We start from the raw sequence: 22710 nt of genomic DNA, 5'->3' as shown, positions 1-22710 counted from the left end.
TCTCCCAGGAGCCCGCTCATGCCCGTCACCATCCGCCCCGCGAAGCCCTCGGACGCACCCGAACTGGGTCGCATGGGCGCGGCGCTGGCCCGCCTGCACCATGAGTTCGACCCCCAGCGCTTCATGCTGCCCGACGACGTGGAGTCCGGCTACCGCTGGTGGCTGGGCCGCGAGGCGAAGAAGCAGGACGCCGTGGTCATCGTCGCCGAGCTGGACGGCGAGGTGGTGGGCTACGCCTACGGCCGCGTGGAGGGCGTGGACTGGAATGCCCTGCTGGACCGCTCGGGCGGCTTCCACGACATCTGGGTGGAAGAGAAGGCCCGCCGCGCCGGCGTGGGCGCCCTGCTCGCCGAGGAGCTGATGAAGCGCCTCACCGCCCTGGGCGTGCCCCGCGTGGTGCTGCATACCGCCGCGAAGAACGAGGCCGCCCAGCGGATGTTCGCCAGACTGGGCTGGCGCCCCACCATGGTGGAGATGACCCGCGAGGCGACCCCCACCGGCTCCAGCGAGCCCGAGGCGTCATAGCCGCCCGAGGCCCCACCACCGGACCGCGCTCCCCGCCCTCCGGCCCGTCAAGCAGCCCCGCCACACGCGGCACGTCGGATGGAGCGACACCCCGTCCGGCAAAGCCGGTAGCGTGCCCGGAAACCCACCCGGTGCCTTCCCTGGCACACACCTGAAGGAGACCTCCGTGCGTGCCGCCGATGTGCTGCTGGAGAAGGCCCCGTCGCGACGCCGGGCCCTGTCCGAGGCGGCATTCGTGTTCTTCACCGTCTGCCTGCCCACGGGAGGCACCGGCGCGGCCCGGTGGGTGCTGGCGACCATGGGGGTCGCGCTGCTGGCGTGGGGCCTCGCCCTGCTGCGCCCCTGGAAGGCCCCCCGCGCGGGAGCGTGGGTCGGTGTCCTGGGCCTCGTCGTGGCGCTGGTCGCGACGGGCGCGGGTGCCTGGGAGGCTTCCGGCGCGGAGCCGCCGAGGGGCCTGTCCCTGTCCATGACCGCGTTGTGCGTCCGCGCGATTGGCATGTGCCTGCTGGTGGCGGGGCTCCTCTGGCGCGACGGACAGGGCCCGGCGCAGGTGGGGCTGGTGCGCGCGGGCTGGCCGCGGGACCTCCTCTTCAGCGTGCCGGTCCTCACCGGCACGTATGCGGCGCACCTCGCCGCGGCGGTGCCGCTGGGAGTCCTCGCCGTGGCCTTGAAGCTGACCGACCAGGAGCTGCTGGCGCGCAAGGAGGTGGCCTCGGCGCTCCTGGGCACGGGCCTGGGCGTGCCCGCCTTCGCGGCGCTCATGGTGGTGGTGACGGGCTTCGAGGAGCTCGTCTTCCGCGGCTTCCTCGTGCCCCGGCTGCGGGTGCTGCTGCCCCACTGGCCGGCGGCGGTGCTGACCGCGGCCGCGCTCTTCGCGGTGGGCCACTTCTACGAGGGCACCCTCGCCGTCTTCCAGACCTTCGTGCTCGGGGCCTGGTTCGGCTTCATGCTGCTCTACCGGGGACGGCTGCTCCCGTTGGTGGTCGCCCACGCGGCCTTCAACACCGTGAGCTTCGCGCTCATGCTGTTGCTGTCCGAGTCGGGCATCCTGGACAAGCTGCCGTCCCACTGAGCGGAGCGGCGAGTCCGAGTCGTCAGAGCCGCCCGTGCGGCACCCGTCCCGCCTTGAACGCGTCCACCTGGAGGAAGGTGAAGGGCTGGTCATACAGCAGCCGGTCCTGCTGGCGCGTGCGGAACAGGTCCACGATGAGGTTCATCCTGTCGCCCAGGCTCCCCCAGTCGCGCGCCGCGCTGCCCGCGGTGTCGTCCGGGGTGCGGTCCAGCTCCGCCATCAGCGCCACCAGGTCCGGGTGCTCCAGCCGCGCCAGCTCCGGCGGGAAGTCCCGCTCCGACGTGAGCGCGGGAATGTCCTCGCCCAACCGCAGCGTCATGTCCGGCAGCTCCAGCCGCATCAGCGCGCGCGTGGCCAGCTCGCGCCAGATGCGCTCCAGCCGGTTGGCCAGCGGCGTGAAGGCCCCGCGCAGCCCCCACTCGGGCATGCCGCGCACGCGCAGGTCCGGGTCCGCGCGGGTGAACTCCACCAGGTTGTCCAGGAACAGCTCCCGCAGCGGCGCGTTCAGCGCGGCGACGACGGGCCCTTGCAGGCGCGTCTGCTCGTGGTAGCCCACCAGCGCGTTGCCCAGGAACATCAGCTCCGCCCGAGCCTTCCTGTCCCGGGTGAACATGGCCTCGAAGTACGCCTTCACCGCGCGGATGAGCAGGTCCTGCCCACCCTCCTCCACCGGCCCGGGCACCAGCCGCGACAGCACCGCCTCCAGCCGGGAGGTGTCCGGGCTGGTGAGGCCGGTGAACTTCTCCAGCATGTCCGTGTAGAGCGGCCCCAGCTCCTCGAAGACGATGAAGTTGCCGCGCGCCGCGTGGCGGGCGACCTCGTCGGTGACTTCCTCCAGCGTGCGCGCCAGCACGAACTGGACGCCCACCGAGGCGCCCCACGCACCGAGCAGCCGGTCCTGCAGCTCGGCGATGCTGCGAGTCACCGCGTCCGCCCGGTCCAGCAGCTCCCCCATGAGGCCGGGCAGCACGTCCTTGCGGATGAAGGCGCCCGCCGTCTTGGACGCCCAGGTGGAGAAGCCACACCAGTTGACGTCCTCCTCGCCGAGGGCGTCGGTGAGGGCCACCTCCAGCACGTGGTACGTCTGGGTGATGTGGAGGTTGCGGAGGACCGGGTCCTCCATGCGGATGACGGCGTCCACCTCGGCCTGGGTGGGCGGCGGCCACAAGCGTGGGAGCGTCCCGCAGGCCATGACGCGTGCGCCTCCTGGAACGTCCGGGCGGAATGTCCCGGACCTGACAGGAGGAGTGGGGCCCCCGAGCCCGTGATTCAACCTCTGATTCCACGCCGCCCGGCCGGGTGTCCCGCCCCGCGGTCCAGGGCGGTCAGCGGACGGGGCGCCCGGTGCCCCGGGACAGGTGGGGAAGGTATGCTGCCGGCATGGTGCCCCTGAACGACCGCTCCGGACTGCCGCCTCCGCGCCGCGCCGCGCTGGAGCGGGAGCTCGCGCCGCTCACCCTGCTCCAGGACGTGGTGCGCTGGGGCTTCGCGCACACGCCGCCCCGCGACGTGGCGGAGGTGGTGGTCCAGGACGAGTTCACCCACGACGTGGTGCTGTCATGGGATGACGGGAGGTACCTCGTCTTCGACACCACCTGACTGGGCGGAGTGAACGCGGTCTCCGTGTGGGACCACCGCCCAACCGCCGATGAACTCCTGGAGGCCCGGCTCGCCTCCGGGTGGACGCCCACGCCGACGAGCACCGTCGACGGGGACGTCATCCTCGGCCATGCCGCGTGCCGGGTGCCGCCGAAGCCGGCGGCCCCCTGAGGCCCGGGGCTACTTCCCCTTGGCCTGCTCCTTCGTCCACGAGTCCTTCAGCGTCACGGTGCGGTTGAAGATGGGCTTGCCGGGCTTGGAGTCCTTCGGGTCCACGTAGAAGTAGCCCTGGCGCTCGAACTGGAAGCGCGACTCCGCGGCGGCGTCCGCCAGCATCGGCTCCACGCGCGCGTCGCGGAGCACCTGGAGGCTGTTCGGATTGATGAAGGTGGTGAACTCCTTCGTCTCGTCCGCCTCCGGGTCCTCCACGGAGAAGAGCCGGTCATACAGCCGCACCTCGGCCGTGGGCGCGTTGCCGGGCACCCAGTGCAGCGTGCCCTTCACCTTGCGCCCGTCCGGCGCGTTGCCGCCGCGCGTGGCCGGGTCATACGAGCAGCGCAGCTCCACCACGTTGCCCGCCGCGTCCTTGATGACCTTCTCGCACTTGATGAAGTACGCCGAGCGCAGGCGCACCTCCTTGCCGGGCGCCAGCCGGAAGAAGCCCTTCGGCGGGTCCTCCATGAAGTCGTCCGCCTCGATGTACAGCTCGCGCATGAAGGGCACCTGGCGCGTCCCCATCTCCGGCTTCTGCGGATGGTTCTGCACCTCCAGCTGCTCCACCTGCCCCTCGGGGTAGTTCTCCAGCACCACCTTCAGCGGGCGCAGCACCGCCATGGCCCGGGGCGCCGTCTCGTTGAGGTCCTCGCGGATGCACAGCTCCAGCACGCCCATGTCGATGAGCTGCTCCGTCTTGCTCACGCCCACGCGCGTCGCGAAGTCGCGGATGGACGCCGGGGTGAAGCCACGGCGCCGCAGGCCGGAGATGGTCATCATCCGCGGGTCGTCCCAGCCGGAGACGATGCCCTCGTTCACCAGCTTGAGCAGCTTGCGCTTGCTCATCACCGTGTAGTTGAGGTTCAGCCGGGAGAACTCGTACTGGTACGGCCGGTCACCCTTGATGAGCTGGTCGACAATCCAGTCGTAGAGCACGCGCCGGTTCTCGAACTCCAGCGTGCACACGGAGTGGGTGATGCCCTCAATCGCGTCCGACAGGCAGTGCGCGAAGTCGTAGAGCGGGTAGATGGGCCACGCGTCGCCGGTGCGGTGGTGGTGCGCGTGACGGATGCGGTAGATGGGAGGATCCCGCAGCACCGGGTTGGGCGACGTCATGTCGATTTTCGCCCGCAGGGTGTGCTTGCCGTCGGGGAACTCGCCCGCGCGCATCCGGTGGAAGAGGTCCAGGTTCTCCTCCACGGAGCGGTTGCGGTACGGGCTGTCACGGCCCGGCGTGGTGAAGTCGCCGCGGTACTCGCGAATCTCGTCCGCCGACAGGCTGCACACGTACGCCTTGCCCTGCTTGATGAGCTCCACCGCGAAGTCGTAGAGCTTCGGGAAGTAGTCGGACGCGAAGTACTTGCGGTCCTCCCAGTCGAAGCCGAGCCACTTCACGTCCCGCTGGATGGACTCGACGTAGTCGACGTCCTCGGTGACGGGGTTGGTGTCGTCGAGGCGCAGGTTGCACTTGCCCCCATACTGTCGCGCCAGCCCGAAGTTCAGGCAGATGGACTTGGCGTGACCGATGTGGAGGTAGCCGTTGGGCTCGGGCGGGAAGCGGGTGTGCACGCGTCCCCCGTGCTTTCCCGTGCGCCGGTCTTCCTCGATGATTTCCTGGAGGAAGTTCAGGCCCTGCGTCTCGTTCGTCGTCGTCATGATGGAGGCGAATCCTGTTGAAGCCGCCCGGAGCCGGCAAGGGATTCCTTTCCCTTTGAGCACCAACCCAAGGGGTGGCGCCTCCGTCCGGGCCTCGGAGAACAACACCCCAGGCGCGCCTCCGGCATCCACCCGCCCGGGGAGCGGGGGCCCGTCCGCCCGTGCGCCCTCAGAGGGACGACAGCAGGGACTCCCAGGCGCTCAGGGCCCGGTCCGCGGACAGCTCCTCCGAGCGGGCGCGGGCCCGGGCGGACAGGTCCTTCCGCCAGGCGTCGTCGGACACCACGCGGCCCAGCGCGTCCGCCAGGGCCTGGGGGTCCTCCATGGGCACCATCACCCCGTGCCTGCCGTGCTCCAGCACCTCCGCCGGTCCCGACGGGCAGTCCGTGCTGACGACGGGGCAGCCCAGGGCGAGCGCCTCCAGCAGCACCATGGGCAGGCCCTCGAAGCGCGAGGACATGGCGAAGGCGGCCGCCCGCCGCATCAGCGCGTGGGGGTTGGGTTGGAAGCCCGGCATGAAGACGGAGGACTCCACGCCCAGCGACTTCGCCAGCTCCCGCAGCTCGGCCTCGAGCGAGCCCTCTCCCACGATGAGCAGGTGGTGGTCCACTCCCGCTTCCTTCATCCGGGCATGGCTCCGGATGAGCACGTCGAAGGCCTTCTGGTGCTCCAACCGGCCCACCGCGATGACCACGGGCTTGCGGTAGATGGGCTCGGCCCATTCGGGCAGCGGCTGCTCACTGGCGGCCCGCACCTTGTCGCCGTCCACGAAGTTGGGGATGACCACGAGCTGGTCGTGCCTCACGGGCACCAGCGCCTGGAAGGCCTTCGCCGAGTCATGGCCACAGGCGACGATGCGGCTCATCCGCGGGTAGAGCAGGCGCAGGCCCCAGAGCTGCCGCTTGGGCTGCTCGCGGCTGAAGGCGCCCCAGTCGAAGTGGATCATCCCCACCACGGGCTTGCCCAGCATCTTCCCGGCCAGGCAGGCGAGCAGCGCGGCCCGGCCCTCCTGGCCGGCGACGATGACGTCCGCGTCGCGCGCTTCCTGGAGCTGCCTCCAGAAGAAGCGCGGCAGCATCTTGCGGTTGTAGACGAACTCGTCGGTGCCCCAGGCCACCTCGGTATGCTGGGGAATGCGGTCCGACTGGCTCTTGGGATGCGGGCGGTGATGGAAGAAGATGCGCGTGGCGAAGCGCACCGGGTTCAGGCCCGACAGCACGTTGCACACGGACCGCTCGATGCCCCCCGAGCCGAGGAACACCAGGTTGAACAGGACGCGCTTCTTCGGGGTGGCTTCCGGTGCTTCATCCATACGCTGTGCGAGCATCGACCCCGCTCCAAGAGGCAGGCGCACCGTAGCCCAGGCCCTGGCGGCGCGGAAGCGAGCACTAACGCCCGTCCCCCCATGAAGCAACCTGCCCCCTCCACCCTTCCCAACCCACCGTGAAAACGCGCCTCCGTCCCCTCCTGCTCGTCCTGCTGGTGCCACTCCTCGGCGTACTCGCCGTCGGCGGCTACATCGTCTTCAAGGGCCACCGCATCGGCCAGGGGCTGCTGCACCCGCCGCGCGTGCCGGCGGAACGCCCCGAGGCCACGGGCGAACTGGCGGGACTGGAGGACGTGGCCTTCACCACGCCGGACGGGCTGACGCTGCGCGGGTGGTACGTGCCCTCGCGCAACCGGGCCGCGGTGGTGCTGGTGCACGGCTTCACGGGCAACCGCGCGCAGCTCCTCTTCGAGGCGCGCGCGCTCGCCCGGGCGGGCCACGGCGTGCTGATGTTCGACCTGCGGGCCCACGGCGAGAGCGATGGCGACCGGGTGATGTGGGGCGACGGCGAGCGGCGCGACGTGACGGCGGCGCTGGACTTCGTCTCCGCGCGCCCGGACGTGGACCCCGCGCGGGTGGGCCTGTTCGGCTTCTCCATGGGCGGCACCACCGCGCTGCTGGTGGCCGGCGCGGACACGCGGGTGAAGGCGGTGGCGGCGGCGGGCGCATACCCCGCGCTCGAGGCGGACGTGTACTCGGGCTACGGCCGCTGGGGGCCGCTGAGCGCGGAGCCGGTGCTGTGGACGCTGCGCCGCGCGGGCGTGGACGTGGACGCGGTGCGCCCCATCGACGGGATGTGCCGGATCCAGGGCCGCCCGCTGCTGCTCGTCAACGGCGACGTGGACCCGGACGCGCCCGCCAAGCTGCAGGCCAGCCTCTTCCGCGCGGCGTGCGAGCCCAAGGCGCTATGGGTGGTCGAAGGCGCGGGACATGGGGAGTACGCGAAGGTGGCCCCCGAGGAGTACGAGCGCCGCCTGCGCCAGCACTTCGACGGGGCACTCCTGAAGTAGGGCCCCCGGGGCGAACCTCACGAATCGGAAGGCGCGGGCACCCACCGGGGAGGCTCGCTCATCGCCGGGCGCTCCTCCAGCAGCTCATGCGGGCCGAAGCGGGCCTTGTAGCGCAGGGACGCGCACGCCAGGACGCGGTAGCCCAGGTACACGTGGGGAATCCCGCGCTCCTTCGCCAGCTCCACCTGGCGCACCACGTTGGCGGTGCCGAGCGACAGGTGCGCATAGGCCGGGTCATAGAAGAAGTACACCGCGCTCCACGCCTGGGGCGTCTCGTCGCAGAGGCCCACGCCCACCAGCTTCGGCCCGCCCTCCGCGCCGTCGTCGTACCAGGCCAGCTCCCGCGCGGACGGGTGAGGGAAGGAGAACTGGAGCGAGTAGTCGCGCGCGGTGATGGGCGAGGGATTCCACTCCCGGGCCACCTCGCGCTCGGCGTGCCACGCGCGGTACAGGGCCAGCCGCTCCGCGTCCACCCGGGGGCGGCCCACCTCCACGCGCAGGTGCGCACAGGCCGCCCGCGCCCGGCGCTGGCTCCGGTTGGGACGAAAGCCGTGCACGGGGATACGCAGCGAGACGCATTCGTTGCACGCCTCGCAGGCGGGTCGGAAGTACACCGGCCCGAAGCGGCGCCACCCTCGCACCATGAGGTGCTCGTACTCCTCGGGCGTGACGTCCTCCATCAGGAGGTTCTCCAGGGAGGCCTGCCGCTCCGGGAGATAGCTGCAAGCTCTGGGGGACTCGACGTCGTGTGCCAGGAGAAGGGCCATGTCCGTCCTCGTTCCTGTCTCCCGGTCCGGCTGGCGTCAAGTCAGGGCCGCCCGCCGGGGTGCCCCGTGTCCGGGGAACCTCATGCGGCACGCCGGACACCCCGGGAAGCCCCGCATCCCGAGGAAGTTCTCCCGGGAGGGGTCTGGCATGACTTATGCATCAACATTAGCGCGACGCACTGGCAGGACAGGAGATTTCACATGGCCCGCGACAGCATGCAGCCCTGGCTGGACCGCATCTCGTTCGGTGAGATCGAGGTGACGGGGGTGTCGCCTCGCTCGGCCTTTGGAAAGAGGGAGTGGGACGGCCACGACTGGTACGGCTCCCCTCTGAACCAGGACATCCCCGCCCTGGTCGCTCCTGCGTTCTCCCAGGTCCAGGGCGACCCGACCGAAGGCGCCATGAACGACGACGACTTCGACTTCACCATCGCCAGCTACTGAGCGGCCCTTCCGCCGCGTCCCCGGCGAACGGCGGCGCGTGCCGGGAGACGCACGCCTTGCCGTGCCCACGCAACTCCTGCGCGTGTGTCTGCATGGCATCAGGATTCTCAGAGACCGAGCAGCCAGGCAGCCGGGCAGCGACGGTGCTTGGAGCATGCAGGCACGCGCGTACCCCACATGGGCAGGCGTCTTCCCGGCCGTGGGCGCCACCGCGTATAAGTCGCGGCATGTCCGCGATTGACGTCTCGGTGGTGATGCCCACCCACAAGCGAGAGAAGGAAGTGGTGGAGGCCATCCGCTCCGTGCTGCGGCAGGAGGGGGTGAATGTCGAAGTCATCGTCCTGGATGACACTCCCGAGGGCACTGCGCGCGCGGCGGTGGAGGGAATCGGTGACGCGCGGGTGCGCTACCTGGTGAACGACCCGCCCTCCAAGGGCCGCCCGGCGGTGGTGCGCAACTACGGAGCGACGCTGGCGAAGGGCCGCTACCTGCACTTCCTGGACGACGACGACATGCTCGCCGAGGGCGCGCTGCACGGCATGGTGAGCGCGCTGGACGCGCGCCCGGACGCCGGCGTGGCGGTGGGCTGGGTGGTGCCCTTCGGCGACGACGCGGACTGGCTGAAGGACAAGAGCGAGTACTTCCAGTGGGCGGCGAAGGTGGGCGCCAGCACGCCCAACAGCGCGTGGACGGTGGCGCACATCCTCTTCCGCGGCACGCTGTATGTGAATTCGGCGTGCATGGTGCGCCGCGAGCACTTCGCGCCGCTGGGTGGCTTCGACGCCAGCATCCCCGTCTACGAGGACGTGGACTTCTACCTGCGCGCCATCCGCGCCTTCGGGCACGTGTACGTGGACCGCCCCATCCTCCACTACCGCACGGGCCGCCCGTCGCTGATGCACAACCTGGGCAAGGACGGCACGCTGGTGGTGCAGTCCAACGAGATGATTCACGGCAAGTACCGGAAGACGAACGGCATGCTGGAGTACCGCGCCTTGCAGATGCTGATGCGCGTGCTGCCCTTCGACGTGGCCAGGAAGCTGCCGCTCCGGCTGCCGAACCAGGGACGGACCTCGTGAGCCTGAAGAGCCGCCTCGTCGGCACCGCGAAGCGCCAGGTGAAGGAGACGCTGCGCCCGGTGCTCCAGCGGGCCATGGCGCCCGCCCGCACGTCCATTCCCGCCTCGCACTGGGGGCTGGAGCACCGTGCCGGCCAGGGTCTGTGCCTGGAGGGCGTGCCGCTCAAGGACCTGGTGGCCCGGTACGGCTCGCCGCTGCACGTGGTGCAGCTGGCCGCGCTGCGCCGCAACGCGGAGCGCTTCCTCGCGGTGCCTCCGGGCCGCGCGGGCGGCTGCGAAGTCTATTACTCGTACAAGACGAACCCGGTGCCGGGCGTGCTGTCGTACCTGCACGGCCTGGGCGTGGGCGCGGAGGTCATCTCCGCCTATGAGATGTGGCTGGCGCTGAAGCTGGGCGTGGCCCCGGAGCGCATCGTCTACAACGGCCCGGTGAAGTCCGAGGCCTCCGTGCGCGAGGCCATCTCCCGCGGCATCCAGCTGCTCGCCGCCAACCACGCCGAGGAGCTGGCCGTCTTCTCGCGGCTGGCCGCCGAGGTGGGCCGCCGCCCGCGCGTGGCGGTGCGGGTGAGCACCAACAGTGGTTGGTCCGCGCAGTTCGGCACGCCCATCGCCGGGGGCGCCGCGCTGCGGGCCTACCAGCAGGCGCGCGACTCCCAGCACCTGGACGTGGTGGGCCTGCACGCCCACCGCGGCGAAACCATCCGCACCGAGGGAGACCTCACCGGCTTCGTGGAGGCGGTGCTCGCCTTCACGGACACGCTGCACCAGGAGCTGGGGCTGGATTTGGAGGTGCTCGATTTGGGCGGCAGCCTGTGCACGCCCACGGTGGAGCACATCGCCGAGCGGGACTGGCGGCTCAACCTCACCTTCTTCCGGGACGTGTCGGCGCCGGACCCGGCGGCGTCGCTCTCCATCGAGCGCTACGTGGCGCTGGTGGTGGAGATGGTGGAGTCGCACTACGCGCGCCGGGGCCGCCAGCGCCCGCGCATCTTCCTGGAGCCGGGCCGCGCCATGACGGGCGACACGCAGCTGCTCCTGGGCCGCGTCCACGCACTCAAGGCGGCGGAGGACCGCACCTACGCGGTGCTCGACGCCGGCATCAACCATGCGGAGTGCGTGCGCAACGAGTACCACCAGCTCTTCCACGTGGACCGGCCGGACGCGCCCGAGGAGCAGGTGTACACGGTGGTGGGCCCCATCTGCACGCCGGGCGACACGCTCTACCACGCGAAGCGGCTGCCCGCGCTGAGCGTGGGGGACACGCTGGCCATCATGGACGCGGGGGCGTACTTCGTGCCCTTCGCCACGTCCTTCTCCTATCCGCAGCCGGCCATCGTCGCGCTGGACGGCGGAAAGGAGCAGCTGTTGCGCCGCGCGGAGACCTTCGACGACCTGGTGGCCTTCGACGCGCCGCCCGCCAGTGGAGCGGCCCCGAAGCCCGAGGCCGCCTGAGCCCGGGGCCCGGTCAGCGGTTGAACACGATGGAGCGCAGGAAGGCGCGGGGGTGGCGCGCGGAGCCGTAGAGAATCTGCGCCACCTCCACCGCGGTGGGCATCAGGTCATCCGAGTCGATGAGCGGGTCCACGAGGATGCCGCGGTGCTCCTCCACCCAGCGCCGCCACTGGCGCGCCTCGTCCACAGGGAGCGCGCCGGACAGCCGCTGGAGGTTGAGCAGCATCTCCAGGGCGATGCGGTTGCAGAACGCCTCGCCCCGCCCCTTCCACTCGCGCGCCGCCCGCACCTCGCGCAGCAGCGCGTCCCGGTCGCCCAGCGCCGCGTGGTACGCCAGCAGCGGCAGCGGCAGGCCCCGGGCGATGTCGAAGCCCATCTGCCCGTAGTAGCGGGGGTTGAAGTCGATGAGGAGGAAGTCGTCCTTCGTCTGGATGAACTCCACCTCGAAGACGCCGTGGTAGCCGAGGCGCGCGCACAGGCGCCGGAGGCCCTCGGCCAGGTCGGCGCGCACGGGGGCGGACTCGAAGCACACGCCCACGCCCAGGCGCCGGGGGCGCTGCAGCACCTTCATGGCGCCGCGCACCTCGAACACCTCGCCCGTCTCGTCCACGAAGCCGGACAGGCTGTAGATGCCCTGCGCCGCCTCCGGGTGGAACTCCTGCACCATGGGGCGGGCCACCGCCGGGTCGAACCGCACCAGCATGTCCGCGTACCCGTCGCGCGAGAAGGCGCGGTACTCCTCCGCGAGCTGCGCGGGCTCGGAGACGGGGTGGCCCTTGACGTGGGTGGAGTAGAGAATCTGGGTGGTGGGCTTGATGAGGACGGGGAAGCGCGCCTCCTTCGCCACCGCGGACAGGTCCGCCTCGGACTCGGGGAACCAGGTGCGCGGCAGCCGCAGCCCCACCTCCTGGCCCACCTCGAAGAGCTTGCGCTTGTTGAGCAGGCCGTAGACGGCGTCCACGCCCGGGTCGTAGAGGTGGAAGAACTCCGACAGCGCCTCGCCGTGGACGGACACCAGCCAGGCCAGCTCGTCGCTCGTCGGGTAGAGCACGTGCTGGAGCGGCTCGCGCCGGCCGAAGTCGAGCAGCCACTCCATGAACTCCTCGGCGCGGGACTCGGGCGGGCACTGGACGCGGCGGCCCACGAACCGGGACCAGCTCGCGGGGCCCAGCTTCGTGGGGTCCGCCACCGTGACGTCGATGCCGTTGCGCCCGAAGCAGCGCGCGGCGGCGAGCGTGCCGTAGAAGCCCGCCGAGAAGAGCAGCACCGACGGCCGGCCCTCCACGCGTGCCCGGGGTGCCTGCTCCACCATGGCGTCCTCTGTCTCCCTGGGTGATTCCGGCACTCCGGACGTCCCCTCCTGGCGCGAGTGCTTCGGCGCGGCGGTACCTGCGTCGAGCCCGGCGGTGGAGAGGGTGTCGAGATGCCGTTTCATGGGTGTGGTGCGTGCTTTCCTGCTCTGGTGGGCCCACCCATGGCAAGCCCCGGAGCTCGGCCGACGCAGAATAGTCGCCTGGGACCCACTTTTCTTCTCCCCCTCCCCTCCACTCATCTTCTCGCACCCTGGGAGACACCGGGACTTCTAAGACCCATCAGGGGCTGATACCCCCGCCAGGCCTCCAGACGAGGTAGCCACCGGAGAGGAGCCACGCGTCGGTCTCCACGGCACCGGTGCGGGCGGCCAGGCGGAGGGCGGCCTCGCGAAAGGCCTCGGGCGGCGCGGTGTGGCCCGCGGCCCGGGCCTCTTCCCAGGCGGCGGCCCACTCGGAGAAGAAGGCGTGGATGGGCTCTCCGGGGCGCACCCGGCGGCGGAGGTCCCTGGGGAGCCAGTCGCGGAACAGCAGCGGCGCGAAGCCGTGGCTGAAGTCGGTGTGGAAGAGCAGGGCCTCGCGGGTGAGGGACGGCTCCGCGTCTTCCGGCCGGCGACGCAGCAGGTGCGCGGTGAGGATGGCGCCCGTGGCATCCGAGCTGCCCTCCACGAGCAGGCCGGATGGCAGCAGGTAGCGGCCCAGCGTCCGGTGCACCTCGGGGACGCGCTCGGGCGGCCCCTGCCGGAGCAGGTTCATGGCGCGCACGAGGCGGGCGGGCTCGTCCTCGAGGAGCGGCAGCTCGAAGCCTCCCTGCCGGAAGTGCGTGCGGGCGTCGGCGTGGGCCCCGGCGGCCCGGGCGCGCTCCGCGTCCAGCTCCACGCCGATGACGGTCATCTCCGGCTGGAGGGCCCGGAAGGCCTCGGCGCTCTCCAGCGTCGTCCAGGGGTGCTCGCCGAAGCCCACGTCGACGAAGACGGCGCGGGCCCAGGGGCCGTCGCGGCGGGAGAGCAGCTCGGGCTCGAAGCGGCACAGGTACGCATCGAGCGCTCGCAGGCGGCCACGCGAGGTCCGCCCGCGTGTCTTCGTATCCAGCGACGACATGGCCCTGGCTCATGGGCGAGCCGCGCCCCGCCGTCAAGCACCCACCGGCGCGGCGGGGGCGCGGGTTCCCTCGGGTGGACAGGGGCCGGTAGGCTGAGGGCACCGTGGAGCCCTCCTCCGTCCCGACCTGCCCTCGCTGTTCCGCGCCGCGCATCCTGCGGCCGGAGTGTCCCCAGTGCGGCGTCATCTATGCCAAGGCGGATGCCCTGGCCGCCCGGCGGGCCTCGCGGCAGGCCTCGCCGCCGCCCGCCGAGGTGGCGCCGCAACCGGAGGCGCCAGAGGAGCCGCCCCTCATCGACCCCGCCTGGCTCGTACCGCCCGCGGAGCTGCGCTCGGACGTGCTCCCCGAGCGGACGCCGGACCTCGACGCCGCCGCGGAGGAGATGGCCTACGAGCTGAGGCTGTACACCTTCGTGCTGCCGGTGACGCTGCTGGTGTCCTACTGGGCCGTCTCGGGACCCATGGGGTTCGTGGTGCGCCTCTTCACCATGCCACTCCACGAGATAGGCCATGCCGTCAGCGCCTGGCTGTGTGGCTACGTCGCGTTCCCCACGCTGTGGAAGACGCCCATCTTCGGCCAGTCGTACCTGCTCGCGGCGGCGGTCGCCGCGGGGCTCGGGGTGTGGACCCGGCGAAGCTGGAAGCACCGCCGCTGGGGGCAGGTGGCCGCGGGCGGAGGGCTTCTCTTCCTGCAGCTCGTGGGGACGCTGTTCCTGTCCAGGCCGACGCAGCTGATGCTCTTCTCCTTCAGCGGGGACGGCTTGATGATGGTGCTGGGCACCGCGCTGATGACGACAATCTATGCGCCCCCGGGGAGCTACCTCCACGAGCACGGGCTGCGCTGGGGCTTCGTCGTCATCGGCGCCACCAGCTTCCTGGATGGCTTCCACACGTGGTGGAAGGCCCGGACGGACTTCGGTGAAATCCCCTTCGGACAGAACGAGGGCGTGGGCCTGAGCGACGCAAGCAAGCTCGTGGAGCATCACGGCTGGGACGCGGGAGACCTCATCCGCCGCTACGTGACGGTGGGCGTGCTGTGCCTCGCCTTCCTCGCCGTGCTCTACGTCGTGCAGATTGTCCGGATGCGCAAGCGCCTCGCCGGGCGTCACCCCACGGAGCCGAACGGCCACATGAAGCCGGGGTAGCGCAACACCTCCGGCTTCCGCTGCCCCTTCCACTTCAGCGCCTCGCCCGGCCGGAGCAGCAGCGCCTGGGGCCCGTGCCCCACCGCGCGCCGCACCTGGACGAGCCGCTCCGGGTACGGGTCCGCGTCCGGATTCTCATCGAGCTGGCTCGCCCCGCTCACCGGCTGGCCCGGGTAGCCCACGTAGCGAGGCCCCATGCCCTCGCGCCAGTACCAGGGCGCGCCTCCGTCCGCGCACGGCACCACGTAGCGCGCGCCCAGCAACTCGCCGTACCGCAGCGCCTCCTCCGGCCCGGCCATGAGCTGCTGGGGCTTCGTCAGCGCGCCGCGCGGCACGTTGACGAGGAAGGCATCCAGCGTGGTGAAACCGAAGAAGATGGGCGCCAGCCGGAAGCCGCGCACGCCGCAGAAGAGCACGTCCACCGGCCCCTCCTCGCGGCGCACCTTCCGGCACACCGCCTCCATGTCGCCGCGCACGTCATGCCCCGAGTCCGCGAAGAAGGCCGCGGAGAACCCCGGCGCGCCCACCCACCACGCGTTGCCCTCGTTGAACAGGTCCGGGTACGGCCCCTCCTCGTCCGTGGGCTGCTCGCCATGGAAGGGCAGCGCGCGCACGGTGACGTCGCCCACCTGGCGTGACTCGCCCCAGCGCAGCGGCTCCACGCGCGTGAAGCCGAGCTGCTTCAGCCGCAGCGCGCAGTCCGTGGAGAAGAGGCTCTCGCGCGCCACCACCGGCACGAAGATGCGCGTGTCACGGGGCAGCGGCAGCAGCGAGCCCAGATGGAAGTGGTCTCCGTGCGAGTGCGTAATCACCACCGCGTCCACCCGGCCCACGTCGCGCGGCTGCATGGGCGGGTAGCCCTTCGGGTCCACCAGCCCCTGGGGCCGGAAGTACGGGTCCACCAGCACGCGGCCCTCGCGGCCGGCCACCAGCACCGTGTTGTGCCCCACGAAAAGAGCCCCGGGCGCGGGCACCTCCACCGGCGCCTCGTGACGCACGAGCCAGCCCGCCTGCCCCAGGTCCGACAGCAGCTCCGCCACCACGGGCACGGTGGAGAGGGCTCGCAGCTCCGCGCGGGTGGCGCCCCGGGCCAGCATGGCGAAGAGGTCCGCCACCGCCGGCCACTCGGCCGCGCGCACGGGGACGTCCAGGCCCAGCGACTCCTGGCGCAGGTGTAGCACGCGGGGCTTGTGCCGGGTGGCGTCCGGGAAGAGGACGTCGCGCCGCAGCACACGCCGGCCGCGCCGCCGCCGGCCGTCCTCGCACAGCGCGGCGTAGCGGGGAGTGTCCTCCAGCCAGCGCACCAGCGCGTCCGCCTCGCGCAGCGCGCCTTCGCGGCCCAGGGTGGCGATGTGCCGCTTGAGGGGCAGGTGGGCGCGGCGCACGGGCCGCGCGGTGGGGCCCTGGATGCTGCAGCCCAGGTCCTCGTGGTGCTCGGCCTCCGTCCGGGCCGAGGCGAGCACGGCCAGGCTCACGCCCCGGTGCAGGGTAAGTCGCATGCGGCGGATGATGTCATGCCGCGCCGCGTGAGCGGCGGGCTTCCAGGCATGGGGCGCGGCGAGGACGCCCGCGAGACAGCCGGAGCGAACGCCGCTACCCTTCGGCCCCCATGGCACGCCCCGCCCAGCAGCTTCCCCCGACTCCGCCCTCCCCGGGTGAATCCGCCCCCGAGCTCGTCCAGCCCCGCTTCGCCTGGCTGCCCGCCGTGGGCACGTGGAAGTACCACGCGCTCCTGAGCGCGGTGGCGCTCCTCGTCCTCGGCCCGCTGGGCGGCATCGCCGCGTCGTACATGAACTTCAGCGTGGGCTTCTTCGTGGGTGGCCAGGTGCTGGCGGGCATCCTCGGCAGCGCCGTCACGTACGGCTACGGCGCGGAGGGCAAGCATGGCGCCAACTACATGCAGACGATGGCCGCGTCGGTGGCCTCGCTGTGCGCCATGTCCGTGCTCATCCAGGCCATGGTGTGGCTGGGCATGGAGATGCCGCCCGCCTGGCACCTGATGCTCTTCGTGGGCTGCGTGGGCATGTTCGCCGTGGGCGTGGGCATGCTCTACACGCCCCTGCTGGTGGACAAGCTGCAGCTCGACTACCCGTCGGGCCTGGCGGTCGCCAACATCCTCCGTGCCCTCACGGACAAGCGCCTGCTCAAGGCCTCCATCTCCAAGCTCGGCGGCGGCACGCTGCTCGGCGCGGTGGCGGCGTGGTCGACGGAGAAGATTGCCTTCGTGGCCTCCATCGGCACGAGCGCCGCCACGCTGGGCGCCGGCATGATTGTCGGCAGCCGCATCACCGTGCCCGCCATCGTCATGGGTGTCATCGGCGCGCTGATGACGCCGTACTTCCGCGAAATCGGGTGGCTGGGGCCCAATGACCCGTTCCGCAAGATTGGCTTCCTGCTGGGCCTGGCCATGATTTGCGGCGCGGCGGCGGTGGACCTGTCGCTGCTGGCGGTACAGGCGGCGAAGCGCATCCGCGCCCGGGCCAACGCCCCCGAGGCGGGTGAGGAGGAGGCCTGGAAGAAGGTCAACATGCCCCGGCTGCTGGCCTGGGTGGTGGTGTGGGGCGCCGCGTCGGTGCTGGTGGGCACGCTGGTGCTGGGTCAGCCCGCGGGGTGGCTCCTCTTCGGCATCGCCCTGGCGCTGCTGTTCGTGCTCATCAACGGCATCTCCTACGGCATCACCGACCAGAACCCCATCTCCAGCGCGTTCGTCATCTCGGTGATGCTGATGTCGCTGATGGGGCTGAAGAACCCGCTGGTGGGGCTGATGGGCGCCACCATCCTCCTCGTCTCCACCTCGGTGGGCGTGGACATGCAGCAGGACCGCTCCACCGGCTGGCGCCTGGGCACCCACCGCGTCACGCAGTTCCGCTACCAGGTGCTCGGGGTCATCATGGGCGCGCTGCTGTGTGTGGGACTGGCGCGCGTGTTCATGGCGGCCTACCCGGCGCTCACCATCAACCAGCTCGACAACCCGAAGGCCAACGTGGGCCAGTGGGGCTCCGCCATGACGTACAAGCTGGTGGGCGCGATTCGCGGGCTGGGCTCGCTGTCGGACGCCACGGTGAAGATGCTGCTCATTGGCCTGGCCATCGGCCTCGTCGTCCAGGTGGTGCGCAAGGGCGTACTGAGCCGTCCGGGCTACCAGCGCTTCGTGAAGAACTCGCACCTGGGCTTCGCGGTGGGGTGGACGATGGACTCCCTGCTGCTGGCCAGCCCGTATGCCTCGTCATTCGGTGGCTTCGTGTCCTTCCCGGTGACCATCTGGTTCGGCGCGGGTGGCATCTTCACCTCCGTGTGGAACACCCTGGCACAGCGCGGCCAGCAGTCACACGCCGCGGGCAGCCCCGGCCAGGGCGAGGCGCTGCCCGAGGACATGAGCAGCATGTCCCTCGTTGGCGGCGGCCTCATCGCCGGCGAGTCGCTCTTCTTCCTCATCGTCGGGTTGATTGGCCTGGTGTCGCTGCTGGCGTGAGGCGTGCCCCGGAGCGCCTCGGGATGAGATAGCCCGGACAGCCAGGTGAGCCTCGGCTAGACTGAGCCGTCTCAATCAACTACCGAGGTTTCCCATGAAGCGTTCCCTTGTCGCGGTGGCGGTGCTGTTCGGTGTCTCCCTGTTGGGCTGTGGAGGGACCGATGTCGAGGTCCAGCCCGAGGAGGAGCTCGCGTCGGCCACCGGGGCGCTCTGCGACGCCAGCATTCCCGCCTGCGAAGACCTCGACATGACGGGGTGTGGGCGCGGGGGCGATAGGACGAACTGCTGCCTTGGAGGGAAGACCTTCGTCTGTACCTGCACGGACATCTCTCGCGTCTGGCTTTGCCCGTAGTGTCCCCGGGGGCGACTTGACATTTTTCGTCGCCCCCAGCAGTTTTGCCTTCGTGAGCTTCGTCATCTTCACCACCGCGACCACCACCACGACTCGCTTCGGCGGGTGTGGAGCGGTGCGCGTCGCGTGGTGAGCTGACGAACGCACGGTTCCCTGCCCCGCCTTCTCCGGCCGGGGCAACCGTGCGCTCGCTCAGCGCTCCGTCCGGATGGGCTTTCCACCACTTCCGAAACGGAGACGCAGCAATGCTTGACGAACACGACCACCGCTCGCTGGGCCAGCGCCTGGACCTCTTCCACCTGCAGGAGGAGGCCCCGGGCATGGTGTTCTGGCACCCGCGCGGCTGGATGCTGTACCGGCTGCTGGAGGACCACGTCCGCCGGCGCATGCAGCGCGAGGGCTTCAGCGAAGTCCGGACGCCGCAAATCTACGCGCAGCCCCTCTGGGAGCGCAGCGGCCACTGGGAGAACTTCCGCGAGAACATGTTCCTCGTGGAGGACGGCGGGCGGCACCTCGCGGTGAAGCCCGTGAACTGCCCCGGCCACATCGAGCTCGTGCAGCGCATGGCGCCCAGCTACAGGGACCTGCCCCTGCGGCTGGGCGAGTTCGGCCTCGTGCACCGCAGCGAGCCGGGCGGCGCGCTGCACGGCCTGTTCCGCCTGCGCCAGTTCACGCAGGACGACGGCCACATCTTCTGCTCCGAGGACCAGGTGCAGCGGGAGGTGGTCCGCTTCGTGGGCTCGCTGAAGGACTTCTACGCGGGCTTCGGCTTCGACGACGTGCAGGTGGCCTTCTCCAGCCGGCCGGAGGTGCGCGCCGGTGAGGACGCCCTCTGGGACAAGGCCGAGGCGTGGCTGCTGTCGGCCGCGAAGGAGGCCGGACTGGAGTGCCTCATGCAGCCGGGCCAGGGCGCCTTCTACGGGCCCAAGCTGGAGTTCGTGCTGAAGGACCGGCTGGGGCGCGCGTGGCAGTGCGGGACGATTCAGCTCGACCTGGTGCTCCCCGAGCGCTTCGACCTGCGCTACGTGGACGCCTCGGGCGCGCGGGTCCGTCCGGTGATGCTTCACCGCGCGCTGCTGGGCAGCCTGGAGCGCTTCATCGGCGTGCTGCTGGAGCACCACGGTGGCGCGCTGCCAGCGTGGCTCGCCCCGGAGCAGGTGGTGGTGGCGTCCGTGGGTGAGGCCGCGGCGGACTACGCGGAGCGCTTCGCCGCCCGGCTGCGCGAGGCGGGCTGTCGCGCCCGCGCCGACGTCCGGAACGAGTCGCTGTCGAGGAAGATTGTCGACGCGCACGGAGCCGGCGCGCCGTGGCTGGTGGTGGTGGGCGCTCGCGAGGTGGAGGCCGGCGGCGTACGCCTGCGCCAGCGCGACGGCGCGCAGAAGGACCTGCCGTGGGACAACGCGGTCGCGGAATTGGTGGCCGCGTGCCGTCCGGCGGTACCCGCCTGAGCCGGGGGACGGCCCGCCCCTTCCGGTGCGAGGGGGCGGGCTATCCGCGGACGGGCTCCGCTCAGAAGAAAAGCAGCTCCGGCTGGGCCGCCTTGACGGTGATGATGTCTCCCGCGGTGCCCGGCTTGGCGGCGCCAGCGGCCACCGTCAAGGCCGTGCCATCTCCGCCATTGCCCGCGCTGCCGCCACCACCGCCGCCGGTCTGCTCCAGGCTGGTGGCCGCGCCCGAGACAGCCGACGCGCCCGCCGTGCCGCCGTTCACCTGGACGTTGGCGGAATTCACGATGACGGGCGTGTTCGCGGAGAGGAACTGGATGATGCCACCGCCGCCGCCTCCGCCGCCGCCGTACATCTGCCCCGCCACCGGGCTGGAGCCATTCCAGCCAACGGCCCCGTTGCCGCCATTCGCGTAGATTCTACCGTTGGTGTCCACGGTGATGGTGCCACGGGAGATGAGGCTGACGACGCCGCCACCACCGCCGCCACCGCCCGCCACGGGCGTCGGCGAACCAGCGGGCCGATTGATGGTGGGAATGCTGTTGTTGATGCCCTGGCGGCCGTTGGCGTCGATGTAGCCGCGGATGATGATGTTGCCCTTGGCGGCAAGGATGAGCCGCCCACCGCCGTCGCCGCCGAGGATGTCGGCGTTCGTCGTCGAGCGATAGCCACTGCCGCCCCCCGCGAGGTCGGCACGGGAGAGCAGCGAGGTGCGCCCCAGGTCCAGCCCCCGTCCACCCAGATGTTGCCAGGCGGCGGACATGGCGATGCCCTTCTGCGGCGGGTTGAGGGTCTGAATCTGGAAGTCGGGGCTGACGATGATGCTTCCACTCTGACCGATGATGATGTCGCCGGTGGCGCGAATCATCGTCCCGCTCGACACGATGAGCGTGCCGTCGATGGTCACGTTCCGGAACATGAGGTTGGCGCCAGCGGGCAGGGGGAAGTTCCCGGCCTGGAAGTACCGCGGCTGTTGGAAGGATTGGAGGGTGAAGTCCCCCGCGGAGCCGTCGCCGTAGAGCGCGAGCGCACCGGACTCCCCCTGGGGCCCCTGCAGCCCCGTCTCGCCGGTGGGCCCCTGAGGCCCCGTCGCGCCCTGTGGCCCCTGCGGACCTGGCGCGCCGTTGCAGAGGTACTTCGTGGACGCCGCATCCACCTCGTCACCGTCCAGCGTCCCGTCGCCATCCCGGTCGACGCCGGCCAGCAGCCGCGTCCCGCCATGCGCGCAGTTGCTCCCCGCCAGTTCGACCTCCGTGGCCACGAGCGCACCCAGGCCCCGCTCTCCCTGGGGCCCCGTTGTTCCCGTTGCTCCCGTTGCCCCGTTGCAGATGTACCGCGTGGTCGCCGAGTCCAGCTCCGCGCCTTCCAGCGCTCCGCTCCGGTCCGAGTCGACCCCGGCCTGCAGCCGGACACCTCCGAACGCGCAGTTCGTGCCCGCCGGCTCGGGGGTGGTGAGCAGCAGCGCGCTCAGCCCCTGCGGACCTTGAGGACCTCCCGCGGGCCCCTCGGGCCCCTGAGGACCCGCGGGCCCCGCGGGCCCTTCGGAGCCCGTCGAGCCCTTGCAGGCAGCCATGCCAAGGAGCCCCGCCACGAGCGCCACTCGCAGCGCGGGCGCGCGGAAGAACACCATCGAAAGAGGAACGTGCATTTGAACCCCCACCCACAAGAGGACTCACGGTCCGGGAGCACGCCCCGGACGACGGAGAACAGGCGGGTGCGGGGCCGCGCGCACCCTCGAAACGGCGGAGGTGCATTCTGGACCCATTCACTCACCGTCCGCCAGCACCCGCCGGCTCTTCTCGGGGTGACACGCCCTCCCCATGCGGCGCACGTCGGCCCACCCTGACGCAGAACCTCGGCGCACGTCCCGGACACCTGCTCCGCCTGCCCATTGCCCCATCAGGTGGAGCGTGGGACGTACCGGGTAGCTCGGGTGGCCTCGCTCCCGGCGGGTCTTTCCCCGTCGGGTCCCGTCGCGGCGCGGACTGCGCGGGATACATCCACCACCGCGAAGCGTCCCGCGCCGAAGAAGCAGCGGGCAGCCCCCGTCCAGCAGGAGCTGCCCGGAATGGAGACCCGGCGCCCGCCCCCGCGGAAGGCAGGCGGGCGGAAGTGAGCCTCAGGCCTGGTGGAGGCGCTCGAGCACCTCGCCGGTGTGCAGCACCTCCTCGGGCACGGTGGCCAGGTCATCCAGGCTGAGGATGCCGACGGGCCTCCGCTGCGCGTCCACGACGACCAGGCGGCGCACCATCTTGTCCTCCATCATCTTCTCGGCCACTTCGAGCGTCTCCTCCGTGCCGCAGGTGACGACGGTGGACGTCATGACCTCACGGACCTGGGTGGTGTTCGGGTCCTGGCCCAGCGCGGTGCAGCGCACGGTGATGTCCCGGTCCGTCAGCATGCCCACCAGCTGTCCACCCTCCAGGACGGGGAGCGAGCCGATGTTGCAGGTCCGCATCCTCAGGGCCGCGGCGCGCACGGGCTCGCCCGCCTCGATGGTCTCCAGGTTCTTGGTCATCAACTCGCCAATCCGCATCGGCTCCTCCTCTGCGAGATGTCCCCCTCCTCCCTACCGTGGGTGCCCTGGTGGCTCCGTGCTGGCCTGCGCCCGATGCATGGACCCGGAGCAGCCCACCGGACAGCGCGACGCATTCCTGGTTGCCCTCCAGGCGCGACGACGGGGCAGGATGCGCATCTGAAAGCTTCGCCCGGGATTGTGCCCCGGGCCCCGAAAGGAGCACG

Annotated in this window: 21 protein-coding genes; 12 read left to right on the top strand and 9 right to left on the bottom strand. The window is 71.1% G+C overall.

Going from position 1 to position 22710, the window contains the following annotated elements:
* Positions 1-18 precede the first annotated feature (18 nt).
* Together K8638_RS36740 and K8638_RS36735 are read left to right on the top strand one after the other, a co-directional pair.
* Positions 19-525, top strand: coding sequence for a GNAT family N-acetyltransferase (locus tag K8638_RS36740; protein WP_223759389.1), 507 nt, complete (start codon positions 19-21; stop codon positions 523-525).
* A 166-nt stretch (positions 526-691) separates the two neighbouring features.
* The gene (locus K8638_RS36735) at positions 692-1597 is read left to right on the top strand and encodes a CPBP family intramembrane glutamic endopeptidase (RefSeq protein ID WP_223759388.1); all 906 of its coding nucleotides are present in this window, start codon (positions 692-694) and stop codon (positions 1595-1597) included.
* A 22-nt stretch (positions 1598-1619) separates the two neighbouring features.
* Here the strand turns inward: K8638_RS36735 and K8638_RS36730 are convergent, their stop codons facing one another.
* Positions 1620-2789 carry a hypothetical protein gene (locus K8638_RS36730; RefSeq protein ID WP_223759387.1) on the bottom strand — a complete coding sequence of 390 codons (1170 nt, stop codon included), beginning with the start codon at positions 2787-2789 and terminating at the stop codon, positions 1620-1622.
* 188 nt (positions 2790-2977) lie between these two features.
* Here K8638_RS36730 and K8638_RS36725 point away from each other — a divergent pair, with 188 nt between their 5' ends.
* Positions 2978-3196 (top strand): hypothetical protein, encoded by a 219-nt coding sequence (locus tag K8638_RS36725; protein WP_223759386.1) that lies wholly within the window; start codon positions 2978-2980, stop codon positions 3194-3196.
* 9 nt (positions 3197-3205) lie between these two features.
* Positions 3206-3367: a hypothetical protein gene (locus K8638_RS36720; protein WP_223759385.1), complete on the top strand. Its 162-nt coding sequence runs from the start codon at positions 3206-3208 to the stop codon at positions 3365-3367.
* A 9-nt stretch (positions 3368-3376) separates the two neighbouring features.
* On the opposite strand, the gene K8638_RS36715 is transcribed toward K8638_RS36720, so the two are convergent.
* A complete protein-coding gene (locus tag K8638_RS36715) occupies positions 3377-5065 on the bottom strand; it encodes a glutamine--tRNA ligase/YqeY domain fusion protein (protein ID WP_223759384.1) in 1689 nt (562 codons plus the stop codon).
* Positions 5066-5234: 169 nt separating this feature from the next.
* Positions 5235-6392, bottom strand: a complete 1158-nt coding sequence (locus tag K8638_RS36710; RefSeq protein ID WP_305071218.1) for a glycosyltransferase — start codon at positions 6390-6392, stop codon at positions 5235-5237.
* A 116-nt stretch (positions 6393-6508) separates the two neighbouring features.
* Between K8638_RS36710 and K8638_RS36705 the strand changes: the two genes are divergently transcribed.
* The gene (locus tag K8638_RS36705; protein ID WP_223759383.1) at positions 6509-7402 is read left to right on the top strand and encodes an alpha/beta fold hydrolase; all 894 of its coding nucleotides are present in this window, start codon (positions 6509-6511) and stop codon (positions 7400-7402) included.
* A 17-nt stretch (positions 7403-7419) separates the two neighbouring features.
* Here K8638_RS36705 and K8638_RS36700 read toward each other — a convergent pair whose 3' ends face one another.
* On the bottom strand, positions 7420-8169 hold the full coding sequence (locus tag K8638_RS36700) for an arginyltransferase (RefSeq protein ID WP_223759382.1): 750 nt from the start codon (positions 8167-8169) through the stop codon (positions 7420-7422).
* A 201-nt stretch (positions 8170-8370) separates the two neighbouring features.
* Here K8638_RS36700 and K8638_RS36695 point away from each other — a divergent pair, with 201 nt between their 5' ends.
* From K8638_RS36695 to K8638_RS36685, 3 genes are all read left to right on the top strand, one after another.
* Positions 8371-8613, top strand: a complete 243-nt coding sequence (locus K8638_RS36695; protein WP_223759381.1) for a hypothetical protein — start codon at positions 8371-8373, stop codon at positions 8611-8613.
* A gap of 227 nt (positions 8614-8840) precedes the next feature.
* Positions 8841-9692, top strand: coding sequence for a glycosyltransferase family 2 protein (locus K8638_RS36690; protein WP_223759380.1), 852 nt, complete (start codon positions 8841-8843; stop codon positions 9690-9692).
* On the top strand, positions 9689-11143 hold the full coding sequence (locus K8638_RS36685; protein WP_223759379.1) for a pyridoxal-dependent decarboxylase: 1455 nt from the start codon (positions 9689-9691) through the stop codon (positions 11141-11143). The genes K8638_RS36690 and K8638_RS36685 overlap by 4 nt, the downstream gene beginning before the upstream one ends.
* 13 nt (positions 11144-11156) lie before the next feature.
* Here the strand turns inward: K8638_RS36685 and K8638_RS36680 are convergent, their stop codons facing one another.
* Both K8638_RS36680 and K8638_RS36675 read right to left on the bottom strand, forming a co-directional pair.
* A complete protein-coding gene (locus K8638_RS36680; RefSeq protein WP_370644217.1) occupies positions 11157-12578 on the bottom strand; it encodes a carbamoyl-phosphate synthase in 1422 nt (473 codons plus the stop codon).
* Between the two features lie 157 nt (positions 12579-12735).
* On the bottom strand, positions 12736-13554 hold the full coding sequence (locus tag K8638_RS36675; RefSeq protein WP_223759378.1) for a methylase: 819 nt from the start codon (positions 13552-13554) through the stop codon (positions 12736-12738).
* A gap of 104 nt (positions 13555-13658) precedes the next feature.
* Between K8638_RS36675 and K8638_RS36670 the strand changes: the two genes are divergently transcribed.
* Entirely contained in the window at positions 13659-14699 is a 1041-nt protein-coding gene (locus K8638_RS36670) for a hypothetical protein (protein WP_223759377.1), read from the top strand.
* Here K8638_RS36670 and K8638_RS36665 read toward each other — a convergent pair.
* Positions 14660-16198 carry an MBL fold metallo-hydrolase gene (locus tag K8638_RS36665; protein ID WP_223759376.1) on the bottom strand — a complete coding sequence of 513 codons (1539 nt, stop codon included), beginning with the start codon at positions 16196-16198 and terminating at the stop codon, positions 14660-14662. The two genes, K8638_RS36670 and K8638_RS36665, sit on opposite strands and share 40 nt — an antisense overlap.
* Positions 16199-16308: 110 nt before the next feature.
* Between K8638_RS36665 and K8638_RS36660 the strand changes: the two genes are divergently transcribed.
* The 3 genes from K8638_RS36660 (at position 16309) to thrS (ending at position 19971) form a co-directional block, all read left to right on the top strand.
* Positions 16309-18171 (top strand): OPT/YSL family transporter, encoded by a 1863-nt coding sequence (locus tag K8638_RS36660; RefSeq protein ID WP_223759375.1) that lies wholly within the window; start codon positions 16309-16311, stop codon positions 18169-18171.
* A 94-nt stretch (positions 18172-18265) separates the two neighbouring features.
* A complete protein-coding gene (locus K8638_RS36655; protein WP_223759374.1) occupies positions 18266-18523 on the top strand; it encodes a hypothetical protein in 258 nt (85 codons plus the stop codon).
* Positions 18524-18768: 245 nt separating this feature from the next.
* The gene (thrS, locus tag K8638_RS36650; RefSeq protein WP_223759373.1) at positions 18769-19971 is read left to right on the top strand and encodes a threonine--tRNA ligase; all 1203 of its coding nucleotides are present in this window, start codon (positions 18769-18771) and stop codon (positions 19969-19971) included.
* A gap of 61 nt (positions 19972-20032) precedes the next feature.
* Here the strand turns inward: thrS and K8638_RS36645 are convergent, their stop codons facing one another.
* The gene (locus tag K8638_RS36645; protein ID WP_223759372.1) at positions 20033-21616 is read right to left on the bottom strand and encodes a collagen-like protein; all 1584 of its coding nucleotides are present in this window, start codon (positions 21614-21616) and stop codon (positions 20033-20035) included.
* A 471-nt stretch (positions 21617-22087) separates the two neighbouring features.
* Positions 22088-22504: a CBS domain-containing protein gene (locus K8638_RS36640; protein ID WP_223759371.1), complete on the bottom strand. Its 417-nt coding sequence runs from the start codon at positions 22502-22504 to the stop codon at positions 22088-22090.
* Positions 22505-22710: the final 206 nt, after the last annotated feature.

The sequence above is a fragment of the Myxococcus sp. RHSTA-1-4 genome (genome assembly GCF_020037125.1).
In the GTDB taxonomy this organism is placed as follows: domain Bacteria; phylum Myxococcota; class Myxococcia; order Myxococcales; family Myxococcaceae; genus Myxococcus.
Note: the sequence above shows the minus strand (reverse complement) of the source record. Positions and strands in the feature narration are given on the sequence as shown.